Here is a 16,009-nt window from a genome sequence, read left to right as displayed (position 1 = left end):
CAAAAGCGATTGCCGTTCGCCGCCGCATCGCCTACATAGCGGCCAACCTCCATTCAATTCGACAATTCAGTCGGTTTTTCAGGGAAAGCGCGCGTGGCACGCCAGTTCATCTATCACATGTCCGGCCTGTCGAAGGCCTATGGCACCAAGAAGGTGCTCGACAATGTTCATCTGTCCTTCTATCCGGACGCCAAGATCGGCATTCTCGGACCCAACGGCTCGGGTAAGTCGACCATCCTGCGCATCATGGCCGGGCTCGACAAGGAGTTTCAGGGCGAGGCATGGCTGGCCGAAGGCGCCACCGTCGGCTACCTGGCGCAGGAGCCGCATCTCGACAACTCCAAGACCGTGCGTGAAAACGTCATGGACGGCGTCGGCAGGAAGACCGCCATCATCGAGCGCTATAACGAATTGATGATGAACTATTCCGACGAGACGGCCGACGAGTCCGCCAAGCTGCAGGACGAGATGGACCGGCTCAACCTTTGGGATCTCGACCAGCAGGTCGAGATGGCGATGGACGCGCTGCAGTGCCCGCCGGCCGATTCCGAAGTCACCAACCTGTCGGGCGGCGAGCGTCGCCGCGTGGCGCTCTGCAGGCTGCTTCTGGAACAGCCCGACCTGTTGCTGCTCGACGAACCGACCAACCATCTCGACGCCGAGACCACGGCGTGGCTGGAAAAGCACCTGCGCGATTATCCCGGCTCGGTGCTGATCATCACCCACGACCGCTACTTCCTCGACAATGTCACCGGCTGGATCCTCGAGCTCGACCGTGGCCGCGGCATTCCCTATGAGGGCAACTACACCAAATATCTCGACGCCAAGGCCAAGCGCCTGATCCAGGAAGGCCGCGAGGACGACGCCCGTCAGAAGTCGATCTGGCGCGAGCGCGAGTGGATCCAGTCCTCGCCGAAGGCGCGCCAGACCAAGTCGAAGGCGCGTATCAAGGCCTATGAGGAACTGGTCGAGCAGTCGCAGAACCGCAAGCCGACCGACACGCAGATCGTTATTCCGTCGAGCGAGCGTCTCGGCAATGTCGTCATCGAGGTCGAAGGCCTCAACAAGGGTTTTGGCGACGAGCTTCTGATCGAAAACCTGTCGTTCCGGCTGCCGCCGGGCGGCATCGTCGGCGTCATCGGCCCGAACGGCGCCGGCAAGACGACGCTGTTCAAGACCTTCACCGGCCAGGAAAAACCGGATGCTGGCACCGTGCGCATCGGCGAGACGGTCAAGCTCGGTTATGTCGACCAGAGCCGCGACGCGCTCGATGGCAACAAGACCGTGTGGGAAGAAATCTCCGGCGGCGCCGAAATCATCAAGCTCGGCAAGCACGAGATCAACAGCCGCGCCTATTGCTCGTCCTTCAATTTCCGCGGCGGCGACCAGCAGCAGAAAGTCGGCAACCTTTCGGGCGGCCAGCGCAACCGCGTGCATCTGGCCAAGATGCTGAAGGGCGGCGGCAATGTCCTGCTGCTCGACGAACCGACCAACGACCTCGACACCGAAACGCTGGGAGCGTTGGAAGACGCGCTCGAGGCCTATGCCGGCTGCGCCGTCATCATCAGCCACGATCGCATGTTCCTCGACCGCATGGCCACGCACATGCTCGCCTTCGAAGGCGACGCGCATGTCGAGTGGTTCGAAGGCAATTTCGAGGAATATGAAAAGGACAAGCTGCGCCGCCTCGGTGCGGAAGCGGCAGCGCCGCACCGCATGACGCACAAGCGGCTGACGCGGTAGGGGATCGCTAGGGCGGTGAACTCTCAAAGCCACATGAGGAGCTCAAATGGCTGATTGGTCCGCCGCCCAATATCTGAAGTTCGAGGATGAGCGCACGCGACCGGCGCGCGATCTGGCCGCGCAGGTGTCGGTCGATTTCCCGCGCCGGGTTGTCGACATAGGCTGCGGGCCTGGCAATTCGACCGAGCTTCTGGTCGAGCGCTGGCCGGATGCGCAGGTGAGTGGCTTCGACACCTCTCCCGACATGATCGAGAAGGCGAGGGCACGCCTGCCCAATGTCAGCTTCGACCTGGCGGACGCGTCGACATGGCAGCCGGCCGAACCGGTCAATGTGATCTTCGCCAACGCGGTGTTCCAGTGGCTGCCCACGCATCCGGCGGTGTTCCAGCGGCTGATGGGCTTTCTGGCGCCTGGTGGCGCGCTGGCCGTCCAGATGCCGGACAACCTGCTTGAACCGTCGCATCAAGCGATGCGGGAAACCGCCGCCGAAATGCCGTTCGCCGACAAGCTCAAGGGTGCGGCGCGCGGACCGTTGCCGCCCGTGTCGTTCTATTACGACCTGCTCTCGCCGCTCTCCGGCCGGCTGGATATCTGGCATACGGCCTACAATCATCCCCTGGCCGACGCAGAGGCGATCGTCGAATGGGTGAGATCGACCGGGCTGAAGCCGTTCCTCGATCCGCTGGACGCCGACGAGCGCAAGATGTTCCTGGATAGTTACACGGCCAAGGTCAAACAGGCCTATCCCAGAATGGCGAACGGCAAGGTGCTGCTGCGCTTCCCGCGTATCTTCATTGTCGCCAAGCGGGCCGGCTAGATTATCCACTTCGCCTGAGGTCGATTGCCGTGGCTTGACCCGGTTTCGCCGTCATGCCCAATTCATCGCGAGGGGCCACGATGGCCGCGTGGCAGGGGGGAATGATGAGTTTGAAAAGATTGCTTTACGGCGGCGGCGTGTGCGCGGCGGCACTTCTGGCGTTCTCGGTTTCGGCCCAAGCCAAGCGTGCGCGCTGCTTCACATCGGATGATGGGTATTTCCCGTGCAGCTACCGCGCGATCGATGATGCCGGCAGTTTCCGGATATCGGCGCCGGGTTACCCGACCTATGTGCTGGAGATCGACGGGCCGGGCTTTGCCTATGGCTATGTCAATCTCGGTCGCCGCAACGTGCCGCTGCCGGGGCAGTTCGTGCGCAGCCGTGACGACGGCGCCTGCTGGAACAACCCGCAGACCAACACCAAGCTGTGCGCCTGGTGAAATCCTGGTTCAAGCCGGCCTCAACATCTGGTTTAAGCCGGCGTAAACCGACCGGATGAGAAAAGTGTTGCGCCGAAGCGTTTCGGCGCCCACATGAAGCCGCAACGCCTGCGGATGGGACGGACTGAAACATGCATCGCGTCATCATCAGCGGCATTGGCGCTGAAATTCCTGAAGCTGTCATCACGAATGAAGAACTGGTCGAGAGCTTCAACAACTGGGTCGACACGGAGAATGCGCGCCGTCAGGGCACCGGCGAGGCGCTGCTGCAGAAATCCGACAGCGACTTCATCGTCCACGCCTCGGGCGTGAAATCCCGTCATGTCATCGAGCGCGAAGGCATTCTCGACCCGACCCGCATGACGCCGCGCATTCCGGCGCGACCCGACGATGCGCTGTCGCTGGAGGCCGAGTTCGGCATCGCCTCGGCCAGGAAGGCGCTCGACCACGCGGGACTTGAACCGTCCCAGATCGACCTGATCATCTGCTCGGCCTCTCACCACCAGCGGCCCTATCCGGCGATCGCCGTCGAAATGCAGGAAGCGCTGGGCACCACCGGCGCCGGCTTCGACATGGGACTTGGCTGTTCGTCCGCGGCGGCCGCGCTTCACGTGGCGGTCAATCTGGTGCGCTCGGGCGCACACAAGCGCATCCTGGTGACCACGCCGGAAATCATCACCGGACATCTCAATTTCCGCGACCGGCAGACGCATTTCATCTTCGGCGACGCCTCGGTGTCGATGGTTGTGGAGGGGCTTGCCCAGGGCGACAAACGGCCGGGGCGCTTCGAGGTGCTGGATACGCGGCTGTGGACGCAGATGTCGAACAACATCCGCACCAATCTCGGCTACCAGACCCGCACCGCCCAGGATGATCCCTATATGATCAATCTGGAAGGCAATCTGATCAAACAGGTCGGCAACAAGGTGTTCAAGGAAGTCACCGTCGCCGGCCAGAAATTCATCGTCGAATTCCTGGCCGAGCACGGGCTGACGCCGCAGGCGATCAGGCGCTTCTGGCTGCATCAGGCCAATGCGCGCATGAATGCGATGATCCTGAAACTGTCGTTCGGCCACGATGTCGATCACGATCGCGCGCCGATGGTGCTGGAGCGGCTGGGCAACACGGCGGGCGCCGGCGCCATCGTCGCGCTGTCGGAGAACCATGCCGACATGAAACCCGGCGATTTCGGCTTGATCTGCGCCTTTGGGGCGGGGTATTCGATAGGCGGCGCGCTCATCCGGATGCTTTAACGTGCGCCGATATTCAGGTGATGCCGGCCTGCAAACGAAGGCTTTCTGCGCTTGCGGCCTTCGCCGGCCGAAGCAGTCATGAGTGGTGCAGTTAAGGCTGCGGCCGGCGCAGGCCGGTCCTTACGGACTTAAGTACGCTCCGCTCCGGTTGTCGAAAAGTCGTTCCAACGCAGCTTGGCGTGTCAGGCCGGCGTAAAGGGAACCAGCATCGGCACCCGCCGCGCGTAGTCATCATAGGCGGGGCCAAGTTCGCCGCGCAGGAAGCGCTCCTCGAGTTTTGCCTTCATGACGATGCCGATGGTGAGCAGTGCGACACCGGCAATGCCCCAGACAGTGCCTTTCGCCACCATGGTGGCGAGGAGCGCCAGCAGCAATCCTGTGTAGATCGGGTGGCGAACGAGGCCGTAGGGGCCGGTATCGACCACGCGGTGGTCTGCCTTGGCAGTGACCGAGGCCGACCACAGCCTGCCCAGATGAATACGCGCCCACCACGAGAAGATGAGACCGATGGCGATCAGGGCAATGCAGGCCCAGGCCTCGGCCAGGGTCGGAGTCCACAATCTCAACCTGTCTTCATAGCCGTTCGCCGGGACGAACAGCAGCACGGTGCCTGCCAGCCAGAAGATACGATAGCGGACCTCTGCGCCGATGGTGGCGCGTTTTTGAGCCGGATCAGCCCACATGGCCGCCACAATCCAGGTGACCACCCAGATCAGCCAGAGCAACGCGATTGCCGGCCCGGGTCGCATGAGAACCTCCGCAGTGTCTCGCCAACATGAAAGCGATCCGACGCGGGGGCAATGCGGCACCAATTCCATTTCCGGTAAGAAGATCGTGATCCTTCGCCTTATTGACCCAAGCAACTGAACATCCACTGCACGCCATAGGCGTCGACCAGCATGCCGAAGCTGGTTCCCCAATATTGCCGCGCCAGGGGCACGGTGATGCGGCCGCCGGCAGCCACGCGGGAGAAAAGCTCCCGCATGGCTGCCAGGTCGTCGAATTCCAGCATCATGGCAGAGCCTTTCATCGGCTCGGCATCATCATTGTCGGAGGCATGGAACAGCACGCCTGGACCTTCGAAGCGCGCATGCAGGATTTTTCCGCGCATGGTTTCGGTTCGCACCGGCATGCCGTTATCGCCCCAGCGCAGCAGGATGGTTCCCCGGCCAAGGCCGCACTGTTCGTAGAAGGCCAGTGCCGGCTCGCAATTGGTGGTGAAGAACAGCGAAGGGGAGAGCCGCATCACATCTTCCCTATGAAATCAGTGCGCTGCGGCGGTGGCGGCGGCAATGAGTGCGTCGCCGGTATATTGTCTGTCGCCGATGCCCCAGCCGCCGTCGGGCGCGTTGATGATGTTTATCCAGGTGTTTTCGGGCTTGTGCCCGGCCACTGAGAGTTCGGCGACTATGCCGGCGGCCGTGGTGATGAAGGCGTTGCGGGCCTCGATCGAGCCAAGGGCGATATTGGGCAATTTCAACTCCACCATCACGACAGGCCTGTTGGCGCCGCCGGCATAGATGTGGCGCGACGGCAGGATGTGGACCGTGCCGCCGACGATGGCCGTGAAGAACGCATTGCCGGTGGCGCCGGAAGCTTCGATGAGGGCGGCGCTGAGGCGCGGCAGGATCTCGCGCTCTCCGGCCTCTGTCAGGACGCCTTCCGGCGCGGTCACGGTGATGGGCATTTGGTCTCTCCTTGCTCGGGCTGCACGGCCTTGCCGGAAGATCGTCTTCCGGCTTGCCATGTTTCGTATCAATTGTTACGTTATGCACAGCGAGCAAGTCAACAGGTTTCGTATCGATCACTATGGATAATTTGGAAAAGGCCAGGGGTGGTCGTCCCCGCGCGTTCGACCCGGACCGGGCGCTGGATGCGGCGATGCATCTGTTTTGGGAGCATGGTTATGAGGCGACGTCGCTGGCCATGTTGCGCGAGGCGATGGGGCTGACGCCGCCGCAGATCTACAACGCCTTCACCGACAAGGAGACCTTGTTCCGCAAGGCGCTGACGCGCTACCACGAGACGGAGATCGGCTTTGCGCTGGACGCGCTCGGCGCGCCGGTGTCGACGCACGAGGCGATCCGGCGGTTGCTGCTGGGCGCGGCGGCGGCCTATTCCAGGCCCGGCAAGCCGGGCGGATGCCTTTTCGTCAGCGGTGCCCTGGCAGCCTCGCCGCAGGCGCAAGCCATCGCGGATGAACTCAAGACCTATCGCAAGGCGAGCGAGGCGGCGATCGCGCAGCGTCTGGCCAAAGGCCAAGCGGCGGGTGACCTGCCGGAAGGCTTCTCCGTCGAGAGCTTCGCCAAATATATCGCCGGCGTCATGAACGGCATGTCGATCCAGGCGCGGGACGGCGCATCGGCCGAAGAGTTGCGCATTATGGCCCAAACCGCTCTTGCGGCCTTGCCGCCCGAAGAGCAAAAACGGCGAGCATGATTCGAGGACGGAACGCCATGCTGGATCTCTTCCCTGAAGCCGAGAAGCCGGTCGAAATCGTCCCGGCAAAGAAGCTTTCCGCCCGCGCCGCAGCGCTCTATGTCGCGCCGGCGGGTCATTTCCAGACGCGGCCGGTGGAGGAATTGCACCTTGGCTTCGACGGCATTTTGGGCGATTTCCACGCGGGCGCAACGCGGCGCTCGGGCGGGCGCGAACCCTGGTATCCGCGCGGCACCGAAATGCGCAACGAGCGGCAGCTGTCGATCGTGGCGGCGGACGAGCTGGCCATCGTCGCCGGGCGGATGGGCCTTGCGGAGATCAAGCCGGAATGGATCGGCGCCAATCTGGTGATCGAAGGCGTGCCGCATCTGTCGATGCTGCCTGCCGGTACGCTGCTGTTCTTCAAGGATGGCGTCACCCTCAAGGTCGACGCCCAGAACGGACCATGCCGCATTTCCGGGCGATCGATCGCCGAAAATGCGGGAATGGCCGACATCGAAGCCGGCGCGCTGCTGTTTCCCAAAATGGCCAAACGGCTGCGTGGCGTGGTCGCCTGGGTCGAGAGGCCCGGAACGATCAGGGCCGGCGAAGAGATTTCGGCGCGGGTGCCGGAGCAGTGGATTTATCAGGCATAGCCGCGCGGTTGCATCGTGGCAGAAGGGCTGCGCCACTGATGAGCGGCGTAGCAAAATGCCGAAGCCTCAGCCCTTGCGGTTCTTGTTGGCGCCTTGCGCCATGACGGACACGTGGTCCCACGTGTCCCAGGTGGCGAGGCGGTTGGCGTATTCCTGACGGATCATCGGCAGGCCGCCGTCACCGAAGAACACCCGTAGCGGCGGCTCGGCGGCGTCGACGATGGCCAGCATTGCCGGACCGGTCGCCTCGGGATCGCCGGCGACCGAGTTGGCGCGGCGCTCGGCCATCTTGGCGCGGGCGGGCGCATAGGCCTCCATCGGCTTGGAGACCTTGGCTGAGGCGCCGGACCAGTCGGTGGAGAAGCCGCCCGGCTCGACCAGCGTGACATGGATGCCGAATTCCGCCACCTCGATGCTGAGCGACTGGCTGAAGGCTTCCAGCGCCCATTTCGAGGCATGGTAGAGGCCGAGCGAGGCAAAGGCGTTGACGCCGCCGATCGACGAAATCTGGATGATGTGGCCGGAGCGCTGGGCGCGCATGATCGGCAGCACGGCCTGCGTGACCCAGAGGGCACCGAACACATTGGTTTCGATCTGGTCGCGGGCTTCCTGCTCACTGACTTCCTCGATGGCGCCGAAATGGCCGTAGCCGGCATTGTTGATGACGACGTCGAGCCGGCCAAAGCGCTTGTGCGCCTCGGCGACAGCGGCATCGACGGCTTTCTTGTCGGTGACGTCGAGCTTGATCGCGGCGATGTTGTCGCCATATTTCTCGACCAGATCGGCGAGCGTGCCGGCATCACGGGCGGTCGCGGCGACACGGTCGCCACGCGCCAATGCGGCCTCGGCCCAGACGCGGCCAAAACCCTTCGAGGATCCGGTGATGAGCCAAACCTTGTTTGTCATGATGTGGAATCCTTGCCCTTGCGGGCGCAATTTTTGGATGAAAGCGGAGGCTTCTCCGCTTTCGGGCATATACGGCCTATCGCGTGATTTTCCAGAGGCGAGGGGAAATCTTTTTGAACAAGACGTCCCTTGATCAGGGATAATTCACCTGAGACGACCAGGCCGAATCGTCGTGCTTTTGCCAGTAGAGCGCCATCAGCCGGCCGGTAACAGGCCCGATCTTGCCGTCGGCGATCGCCGCGCCGTCGATCTCAGTCACGGGCATGATGCCGCCAGCGGTCGAGGTGATGAAGACCTCGTCGGCCGCCGTGAGTGCTGCAACGCTGACATCGGCGGCCGCGGCGAAAAGACCTTCTTCGGCGCAGAGATCGAAGACGGTGCGGCGGGTGATACCGGGCAGCACGCCGATGGCCGGCGTCGACAGCTTGCCATCCTTGACGCAGAAAACGTTGAAGCCGGGGCCTTCGGCGACATTGCCGTTGAAGTCGAGAATGAGTGCGGTCTCGGCACCGCGGTCATAGGCGTCATAGAGGCCGCGCACGAGATCGAGCCAATGGTAGTTCTTGATCGACGGATCGACCGATGCCGGCGGGATGCGCATCTTGTCGCTGATGGCGACGCGCAGGCCGCGCTGCATCTGTTCGGCATTTGCGACCGAACCGAACGGCACGGCGAAGGCCATGAAGCGGTTGATCGCCTGGCGCGGATCGCGGCTGAAGGTCGGCGAGGCGCCGCGTGTGCACAGCATTTCGACATAGGCGGCGCGATGGCCTGAAAGGCCGACGCAATTGTGCAGGATTTCGGTTACGCCATCCCTGTCGAAGGGGATGGTCATGCGCAGCTTGTCGAGCCCGCCGAAGAAACGGTGGAGATGCAGATCGAGGCGGAAGAAGCGGCCGTTCCAGACATGCACCGTGTCATAGGTGGCGTCGGAATGCAGGAATCCCCAATCCAGCACCGACAGCTTGGCTTGCGACATCGGCAGGTACTGGCCGTCGAGGAAGGCGATGCCGTCGGGATAGGCATGCGGGTCGACATGGCGGTCGCCGACCGTGGGCAGTGGCTTTGTAGCCTGTGTGGCCGTCGTCTGGTCCATCGGTGCCTCCTCGCGCAGGGCGGATCATCAGCCTACCGGCCCGGGACAGGAGGCATAGAGCCAACCGCCCGGCACCGTTCGTCCTCCACGATCGGGTCGATACACCGGATCGGAATGGCCTTATGATCGGATGGCTTGGAATGGGAGGGAATATGGGCAGGCTTGGGATCATCATCGCAGCTGTGATAAATTTCGCCGCCGCGGGCGAGGCCAGCGCGCAGTGCGTGAAACAAGGCGACGAACTCTGCCAAAACGGCCAGACCTATCGCTGCGAGAAGACCGGCAGCGAACTGACGCCGATCTTCCAGAACCTGCCTTGCACGGTGAATGCGCCGGCGCAGACGCTGACCGGCACCTGGGTCGGCAGCGGCCACCAGAGCCCGGCGGGTGACGCCGGCGCCGACTGGTCGATCGCCATGACGATCAGGGATGACGGCGCGTCGATCGATTATCCGTCACTCGGCTGCGGCGGATCGCTGTCGCAGACGTCGAGGGACGGGACGTCGGCGGAATTCCATGAAAGCATCACCTATGGCCAGGACAAGTGCATCGACGGTGGCGACATCACCGTCCGCTTCTTCATGGGAAACCTGTCCTGGACCTGGGTCGGCCAGGCCGATGGCCAGCGTTACAATGCGATCGCCGTGCTGACGCGACAATAGCCGCCTCATTCCTCTTCGTCGTCGGCGTCGAGCAGGCGTGTCGCGCGCCAGCGGGTGAGCACGATGTTCGTCTGCTCGATGACGAAGAAACGGGCGGAGTCGCGGTCATAACCCTCGGCCAGCAGCTTTTCATAGTCGGTGTGCATGTGGCGGATGTGGGCAATGGTTGCCAGCCACACGGCAATGCCTGGCGGCAAGGTCTTCATATGCACTGCGCCGGCATCCGCACGGATCTTCTCCATGTCGGCATAGGGCGCCAGCGGCAGCAGTGCGGTCAGCGTCTTGGCGATGGCGCGGCGGCGGCCGGTCGGTGCTGTCATCTCTCCTCGCGTCCCTCGATGATTGCCTCCGGTATGGCGTCGGTCGAGGCGAAGTAAGGTTTGACGTCGATGACCGGCGTGCCGTCGAGCACATCGATGGCGTCGAGATCGATGCGCCCGGTAGCGATGTCCAATCCGATGAGCCTTGCCACATGCAGGCCGACCGGGTTCGGTCGGGCAGGGGAACGCAGGCCGAATACGCCTTTTGCTTCAGCCGCATGGCGGGGTTTTTGCACAATCAGATTCCGCGGCGCGTGGTGCAGCCAGGACAGGACGATGACATGGCTGGCGCGCTCCAGGCCCTGCAAGCCAGGGCGATAGGGCGCGTCGACGGTCAGCACCGCCGGCTGCCCGGTCTCGCGCGCCGTGCGCATGTTCTTCGGGCAGTTTTCCCTTGTCGTCCAGGGCGAGGCGATGCGGCCGATAAAGACGACGCCGCCATCCGCCGGCATCGTTGCCGGATCCTCGTTCAGCCTCTGCTCGCCTTCGCGTGCCTCGAACATTTCGCGCGGCCCGGTCATTCCGCCCATCTCCGTGCTGCTGGCTGTCATCGTCCCAGGACCGCTACACATTTTTGGGCGGCGCGCGCCGGAAAATCACGCATGCGGCATTTTCTTGTCCGGAAGCGACATAGCGCTTGCAAGGTTTTGAAAATCGACATAAACATATGTTTATATCTTTTTCAAAGTGAATGCGCTGAAAAGAGAATACGCTGATGCATGTTTCGCTCGACACCATGGTGGATACGCTGAAGGCGGCGGCCGAATCCAGCCGCCTGCGCATATTGGCACTGTTGTCGCGTGGCGACCTCACCGTTTCCGATCTTACCGAAATTCTCGGCCAGTCGCAGCCGCGCGTTTCGCGGCATTTGAAGCTGCTGCTCGAGGCCGGGCTGATCGGCCGCTACCAGGAAGGATCATGGGCGTTCTTCCGCCTGTCGGATGCCGATTCCGCGCGTGACTTCGTCATGGGGCTGGTTTCCAGCATTCGCGGCGCCGATCCGCAGGTCGAGCGCGATCTCGAGCGCCTGGCCTCGGTCAAGCGCAAGCGGCAGGACCGGGCGGCCGAGTATTTCTCCGTGAACGCCGCAAGCTGGGACCATATCCGCTCGCTGCATGTGCCGGACCGCGCGGTCGAGGCGGCGATGCTGAAGCTGGTCGGCAAGCGGCCGTTCCAGTCGATGCTGGATCTCGGCACCGGCACCGGGCGGCTCCTGGAAATCTTCTCGCCGCTCTACCGGCGCGGTGTCGGCATCGACATGTCGCGCGAGATGCTGACCGTGGCGCGTGCCAATCTCGACAAGGCCGGCGTTTCGAACGCGCAGGTGCGCCAGGGCGACATCTTCTCGCCGCCGGTCGAGCGCGACGCCTTCGATCTCGTCACCATCCACCAGGTGCTGCACTATCTCGACGATCCGGCCCGCGCCATCCACGAGGCGGCGCGGCTTTTGCGGCCGTCGGGCCGGCTGGTCATCGTCGATTTCGCGCCGCACACGCTGGAATTCCTGCGCGAAGAGCACGCGCATATGCGGCTCGGCTTTTCCGACCGGCAGATCAGCGAGTGGTTTGCAGAGGCCGGCCTCGATCTCGAGGATGCCCAAGAATTCGAGCCGCGCGGCGGCAGCGAGCCCAGGCTCACCGTCAAACTCTGGCTTGGCCGCGACCGGCGCCTGCTGATCGCCGACCCTGCCAATGACAGCCAGCAGACCAAAGTGAATTCGATAGGGGAAATCGCCTGATGAACCAGTTCCGCTTTTCCCGTCGCCCCGACATTGGCGACAAGGTCAAGGTTTCCTTCGAATTCTTCCCGCCCAAGAACGACGAGATGGAGGCGCGGCTGTGGGACACTGTCACAAGGCTGGAACCGCTGAAGCCGAAATTCGTCTCGGTGACCTATGGCGCCGGCGGCTCGACGCGTGAGCGCACGGCGCGCACCGTCGGCCGCATCCTGAACGAGACCAGCCTGACGCCGGCCGCGCACATGACGTGCGTCGATGCCGCCCGTCATCAGGTCGACGCGGTGATCCAGGAATTCGCCGATATGGGCGTCAAGCGCTTCGTCGCCCTGCGCGGCGATCCGGCCGCGGGCGTGGGCACCGCCTACCGCCCGCATCCGGACGGCTACGCCAACGGCGCCGAACTGGTGGGCGCGCTGAAGGACGCGGGCGATTTCGACATCTCGGTTTCGGCCTATCCGGAAAAGCATCCGGAAAGCCCGGACTTCGCCACCGATATCGACATGCTGAAGCGCAAGGTCGACAATGGCGCGACGCGGGCGATCACCCAGTTCTTCTTCGACAATGATCTTTATGAGCGCTATGTCGAGCGCGCGCGCCGCGCCGGCATCTACATCCCGATCGTTCCGGGCATTTTGCCGGTGCATAACTTCACCCAGGTCGCCAATTTCTCAACGCGCTGCGGCGCGCTGGTGCCGGCCTGGCTGGCCGAGCGTTTCGACGGCCTGCAGAACGATCCGCAGACGCATGCGCTGGTGGCATCGGCCGTCGCAGCCGAACAGGTTCTCGACCTGGTCGAGCGCGGGGTGGGCGACTTCCACTTCTACACGATGAACCGCGCCGACCTCGTCTTTGCCATCTGCCACATGATAGGCATACGCTCGCACGAGGCGGAGGTGGCAGGCTCGGCTGCTGCTTGAGGTTTGATGCATGGCGCCCAAAAGTGGCCCCGGTTTTGGGAGAACGACATGCGTAAAAACAAAGACCTGAAGCGCGTCGCATGAATCCGTTCAGACGCGACGCGCCTCAGCCTGAACAGCAAAAGGCCGGGTAAAAACCCGGCCTTTCGAATTGTTTAGACTATCTGGTGCTGGTCTTCCCCGTCTTGGCGGGTTCAGGGAAGGACGCCCATAATGAGGGCGCCGATGAAAGCAAACGCAGCACAAATCATCAATGCGTTGATTGGCCTCGTAAGTCCCATGACATAGCCTCCTCTTAAAGAGCTATGTCTAAGAGTCTAGGTCCATTTGTGCCACAGGCAAGCGGAAAATGTGCTGCATTGCGACGTGATTGTGAAATTTGCGACTCTGGTTTTGCCGTTAGCCGTTGAAACTCTTCGGCAAAAACCCGCTTCATGCCTGTGAATAAATTATGGCGGGGGCGTGTCGATGCTGTGTCGTGGCAGCGCTACCGCCGCGAAAGCCGGCTTCGATTTTCGCGCCTAACGCCGTCCAAGGACACGTCCGTCGATTGTGAGAAGACCGAGGCCGATCAGCACCACGCCGCCGATCTCGAACAGTTCCAGCCGCTCGCCCAGGAAAAGAAAACCGAGCAGCATGGCGCTGGCCGGCACGATCAGCGTGACCAGCGAGGCGTTGGTGGCGCCGGCCGAGGCGACGAGGTTGAAATAGAGGATGTAGGCGAAGGCGGTGGAGAGCAGCGCCAGTGCCAGCACCGCCGCCCAGACTGGCGGCGAGGCCGAAAACAGGCCGGCGGGGCCGTGCGCCAGCAGCACGACCGGTATCATGATGATGGTCGAAGCGGTCAGCTGCCCGGTGGCGATGACCGGCGAGGGCACGTCCTTGAATCGCCGGGCGACCATCAGCGCGACGCCATAGGACAAAGACGCGCCGATCAGCGCGAATTTCGCCCAGACAGGGCCGCCAAGACCGGCGAGCAGGCCGGGACCGATCATGACGGCGGTGCCGGCGACGCCGAGCCCAACGCCGGCGAGCTTGTTCCAGGAGAGCTTTTCGTCCGATGTCAGCGCGTTGGCGAGGATCAGCGTCCAGAACGGCGTCGTCGCGTTGAGCACCGAGGCGACGCCGGCGCCAAGCTCGGTCTGGCCGGCGAAGATCAGCGAGAAGGGGACGACATTGTTGGTGAAGGCCAGCAGGAAGAACAGGCCGGCATGCGGCAAGGCAAGGCGGAAGGATGGACCGCGCAGGCCGAGATAGATCTGCAGCGCGATTGCCGCTATGGCGACGCGAAACAGCACCAGCACCAGCGGGTGAAGCTCCGCCACCGCGATGCGGGCGAAGAAGAACGAACCGCCCCAGATGGCGCCAAGCAGCAGCAACTGCCCCCAGTCGGCGAGCGTCATCGGTCCGCGTGGTGCGGATGTAGCGGCAATTGCCATGTGGATCGTCCTCCCCCGACATGCCGGCTCGAATGTCAGCCGGCCAGACACGGCATATCGGGTCTGGCGGCAAGCGCCACCCGAAACCTGATCGTTGGCAGCCGACGCTGCCAAGACTACCGCCGCGGCGTCAGGTGCACGAGACACAGAATTGTTTTTCATTGCAGCGCCGCGCGTCCTCGGACGCGCAAAGGACGCTGCAAGACTCATATTTGGCGCATGATCCTTTCCGAAAGTCGAAATCGGCTTTCGGGGTCATGCGCTAGCCGCTAGCTTGGATTAATTGTGCGCAGCCGAGATCGAGGATTCGTCAATGCAGCGATTCGAGAATGCCAGCGAGGCGGCACTGGCACTTCGTCCCGACGACCCGGTCTATTGCTTCCGCCCGCAGGTGCTGAAGGCCGATGCCCGGCAGTTCATGGGCATGTTCCCCGGCAAGACCGCCTATGCGGTCAAGACCAATGGCGAGCAGATCGTGCTGAAGACCTTGGTCGAGGCCGGCGTCACCGCGTTCGACGTCGCTTCGCCCGGCGAATTCGCTGCCGTGCGCGCCGTCTCCGCCGATGCCGAGATGCTCTACATGCACCCGGTCAAGGCGCAGTCCGACATCAAGCTGGCGCTGGAGAAATACGCCATCCGCGTCATTTCACTCGACCATGAGGACGAGATCACCAAGCTGACGCGGGTGGTGCGGGCGCTCGACATCGACCCTGGCTCGATCAGCGTGTTCGTGCGCATCCAGACTAAAGGGTCGGCGGCCTACGAATTGTCGAAGAAATTCGGCGCCGGGCCCGCCTATGCCGTGGAGCTGGCAGAGCGGCTGAACCGCACCGGCTACAAGGTCGGTCTGTGTTTCCATGTCGGCAGCCAGATCGAGGATCCCGACACCTATGAGCGGGCGCTGGCCTCGGCCGACTGGGTGCGCAACCGGCTGACCTTCGACATTGCCGGGCTCGATGTCGGCGGCGGCTTTCCAGCCGAATACGGCCACGATCCCAACCGCAAGCAGATCGAGATGCCCTCGCTCGGCCAGATCATGTCGCGGCTCTCCGGCGACCTGAAGGAATACCAGTTCGACCAGATGCCGTTGGTGGCCGAGCCGGGCAGGGTCATCGTGGCCCGCTGCCTGTCGCTGATCGTGCGCGTGCTGCTGCGCAAGGGCAAGCGGCTCTACATCAATGACGGCATCTGGGCATCGCTGTCGGATTCATGGACCGGCAAGATCACGCTGCCGGCGCGCTTCATCCCCGATCCGGCGATCAGGACCCGCAATGGCGCTGAAAAGAACGTCGTCCCGTTCAAGGTCTGCGGCGCGACCTGCGATTCCGTCGACATCCTGTCCAGGCCATTCTGGCTGCCGGAAACCGTCGATACCGGCGACTGGATCGAAATCGGCCATATCGGCGCCTATTCGCTGTCGCTGAGGACCCGCTTCAACGGCTTTTATCCCGACACATTCGTCGAGGTGACGACACCGTTCGACGAGGGCGACGCGCCGCAGGGCTTTGCCAGCCTGGAGACGATGGCGGATTAAGGGGTAGGCAGTAGGGAGTAGGGAGTAGGGAGTAGGGAGTAGGGATCGTTTATTATACTGCCGCTTTCAA

Annotated in this window: 18 protein-coding genes; 10 read left to right on the top strand and 8 right to left on the bottom strand. The window is 63.1% G+C overall.

Going from position 1 to position 16,009, the window contains the following annotated elements:
- Window positions 1-93: 93 nt before the first annotated feature.
- The 4 genes from ettA (at window position 94) to FJ546_RS12005 (ending at window position 4,253) form a co-directional block, all read left to right on the top strand.
- A complete protein-coding gene (gene ettA / locus FJ546_RS12020) occupies window positions 94-1,743 on the top strand; it encodes an energy-dependent translational throttle protein EttA (protein WP_140889518.1) in 1,650 nt (549 codons plus the stop codon).
- Between the two features lie 46 nt (window positions 1,744-1,789).
- Window positions 1,790-2,560 (top strand): trans-aconitate 2-methyltransferase, encoded by a 771-nt coding sequence (gene tam, locus FJ546_RS12015; protein WP_140889517.1) that lies wholly within the window; start codon window positions 1,790-1,792, stop codon window positions 2,558-2,560.
- 104 nt (window positions 2,561-2,664) lie between these two features.
- Window positions 2,665-3,000, top strand: coding sequence for a hypothetical protein (locus FJ546_RS12010; protein ID WP_044548053.1), 336 nt, complete (start codon window positions 2,665-2,667; stop codon window positions 2,998-3,000).
- Window positions 3,001-3,131: 131 nt separating this feature from the next.
- Window positions 3,132-4,253, top strand: a complete 1,122-nt coding sequence (locus tag FJ546_RS12005; protein WP_140889516.1) for a beta-ketoacyl-ACP synthase III — start codon at window positions 3,132-3,134, stop codon at window positions 4,251-4,253.
- Between the two features lie 182 nt (window positions 4,254-4,435).
- Here FJ546_RS12005 and FJ546_RS12000 read toward each other — a convergent pair whose 3' ends face one another.
- The 3 genes from FJ546_RS12000 to FJ546_RS11990 all read right to left on the bottom strand — a co-directional run bounded on the left by FJ546_RS12000 (window position 4,436) and on the right by FJ546_RS11990 (window position 5,940).
- Complete coding sequence (locus tag FJ546_RS12000) at window positions 4,436-5,002, bottom strand: isoprenylcysteine carboxylmethyltransferase family protein (protein ID WP_140889515.1); 567 nt, start codon at window positions 5,000-5,002, stop codon at window positions 4,436-4,438.
- Between the two features lie 98 nt (window positions 5,003-5,100).
- Window positions 5,101-5,499, bottom strand: coding sequence for a glyoxalase/bleomycin resistance/extradiol dioxygenase family protein (locus FJ546_RS11995; RefSeq protein WP_140889514.1), 399 nt, complete (start codon window positions 5,497-5,499; stop codon window positions 5,101-5,103).
- A gap of 18 nt (window positions 5,500-5,517) precedes the next feature.
- On the bottom strand, window positions 5,518-5,940 hold the full coding sequence (locus FJ546_RS11990) for a hypothetical protein (RefSeq protein ID WP_140889513.1): 423 nt from the start codon (window positions 5,938-5,940) through the stop codon (window positions 5,518-5,520).
- 11 nt (window positions 5,941-5,951) lie between these two features.
- Here FJ546_RS11990 and FJ546_RS11985 point away from each other — a divergent pair, with 11 nt between their 5' ends.
- Both FJ546_RS11985 and FJ546_RS11980 read left to right on the top strand, forming a co-directional pair.
- Window positions 5,952-6,692 carry a TetR/AcrR family transcriptional regulator gene (locus FJ546_RS11985; protein ID WP_246686815.1) on the top strand — a complete coding sequence of 247 codons (741 nt, stop codon included), beginning with the start codon at window positions 5,952-5,954 and terminating at the stop codon, window positions 6,690-6,692.
- Window positions 6,693-6,709: 17 nt separating this feature from the next.
- On the top strand, window positions 6,710-7,327 hold the full coding sequence (locus FJ546_RS11980; RefSeq protein WP_140889512.1) for an MOSC domain-containing protein: 618 nt from the start codon (window positions 6,710-6,712) through the stop codon (window positions 7,325-7,327).
- A gap of 66 nt (window positions 7,328-7,393) precedes the next feature.
- Here the strand turns inward: FJ546_RS11980 and FJ546_RS11975 are convergent, their stop codons facing one another.
- Window positions 7,394-8,233 (bottom strand): SDR family oxidoreductase, encoded by an 840-nt coding sequence (locus FJ546_RS11975; protein WP_140889511.1) that lies wholly within the window; start codon window positions 8,231-8,233, stop codon window positions 7,394-7,396.
- 133 nt (window positions 8,234-8,366) lie between these two features.
- Window positions 8,367-9,329, bottom strand: a complete 963-nt coding sequence (locus FJ546_RS11970; RefSeq protein ID WP_140889510.1) for an aminotransferase class IV — start codon at window positions 9,327-9,329, stop codon at window positions 8,367-8,369.
- A gap of 152 nt (window positions 9,330-9,481) precedes the next feature.
- On the opposite strand from FJ546_RS11970, the gene FJ546_RS11965 reads away from it, so the two are divergent.
- Window positions 9,482-9,991, top strand: a complete 510-nt coding sequence (locus FJ546_RS11965; protein WP_140889509.1) for a hypothetical protein — start codon at window positions 9,482-9,484, stop codon at window positions 9,989-9,991.
- Between the two features lie 5 nt (window positions 9,992-9,996).
- Here FJ546_RS11965 and FJ546_RS11960 read toward each other — a convergent pair whose 3' ends face one another.
- Both FJ546_RS11960 and tsaA read right to left on the bottom strand, forming a co-directional pair.
- A complete protein-coding gene (locus tag FJ546_RS11960; RefSeq protein WP_140889508.1) occupies window positions 9,997-10,311 on the bottom strand; it encodes a DUF2293 domain-containing protein in 315 nt (104 codons plus the stop codon).
- Window positions 10,308-10,832, bottom strand: a complete 525-nt coding sequence (gene tsaA / locus FJ546_RS11955) for a tRNA (N6-threonylcarbamoyladenosine(37)-N6)-methyltransferase TrmO (RefSeq protein WP_140889507.1) — start codon at window positions 10,830-10,832, stop codon at window positions 10,308-10,310. Before tsaA ends, FJ546_RS11960 begins: the two co-directional genes overlap by 4 nt.
- Window positions 10,833-11,026: 194 nt before the next feature.
- Between tsaA and FJ546_RS11950 the strand changes: the two genes are divergently transcribed.
- Window positions 11,027-12,049, top strand: a complete 1,023-nt coding sequence (locus tag FJ546_RS11950; protein WP_140889506.1) for a metalloregulator ArsR/SmtB family transcription factor — start codon at window positions 11,027-11,029, stop codon at window positions 12,047-12,049.
- Entirely contained in the window at window positions 12,049-12,966 is a 918-nt protein-coding gene (gene metF, locus FJ546_RS11945) for a methylenetetrahydrofolate reductase [NAD(P)H] (RefSeq protein ID WP_140889505.1), read from the top strand. The genes FJ546_RS11950 and metF overlap by 1 nt, the downstream gene beginning before the upstream one ends.
- Before the next feature lie 521 nt (window positions 12,967-13,487).
- Here the strand turns inward: metF and FJ546_RS11940 are convergent.
- Entirely contained in the window at window positions 13,488-14,405 is a 918-nt protein-coding gene (locus FJ546_RS11940; RefSeq protein ID WP_140889504.1) for a DMT family transporter, read from the bottom strand.
- 313 nt (window positions 14,406-14,718) lie between these two features.
- Here FJ546_RS11940 and FJ546_RS11935 point away from each other — a divergent pair, with 313 nt between their 5' ends.
- Complete coding sequence (locus FJ546_RS11935; protein WP_140889503.1) at window positions 14,719-15,939, top strand: alanine racemase; 1,221 nt, start codon at window positions 14,719-14,721, stop codon at window positions 15,937-15,939.
- Window positions 15,940-16,009: the final 70 nt, after the last annotated feature.

Origin of the sequence: Mesorhizobium sp. B2-4-19 (assembly GCF_006441315.1) — a bacterium.
GTDB lineage: Bacteria > Pseudomonadota > Alphaproteobacteria > Rhizobiales > Rhizobiaceae > Mesorhizobium.
The sequence above is the reverse complement of the archived record's forward strand: the minus strand, read 5'-3'. Positions and strand labels throughout refer to the sequence as shown.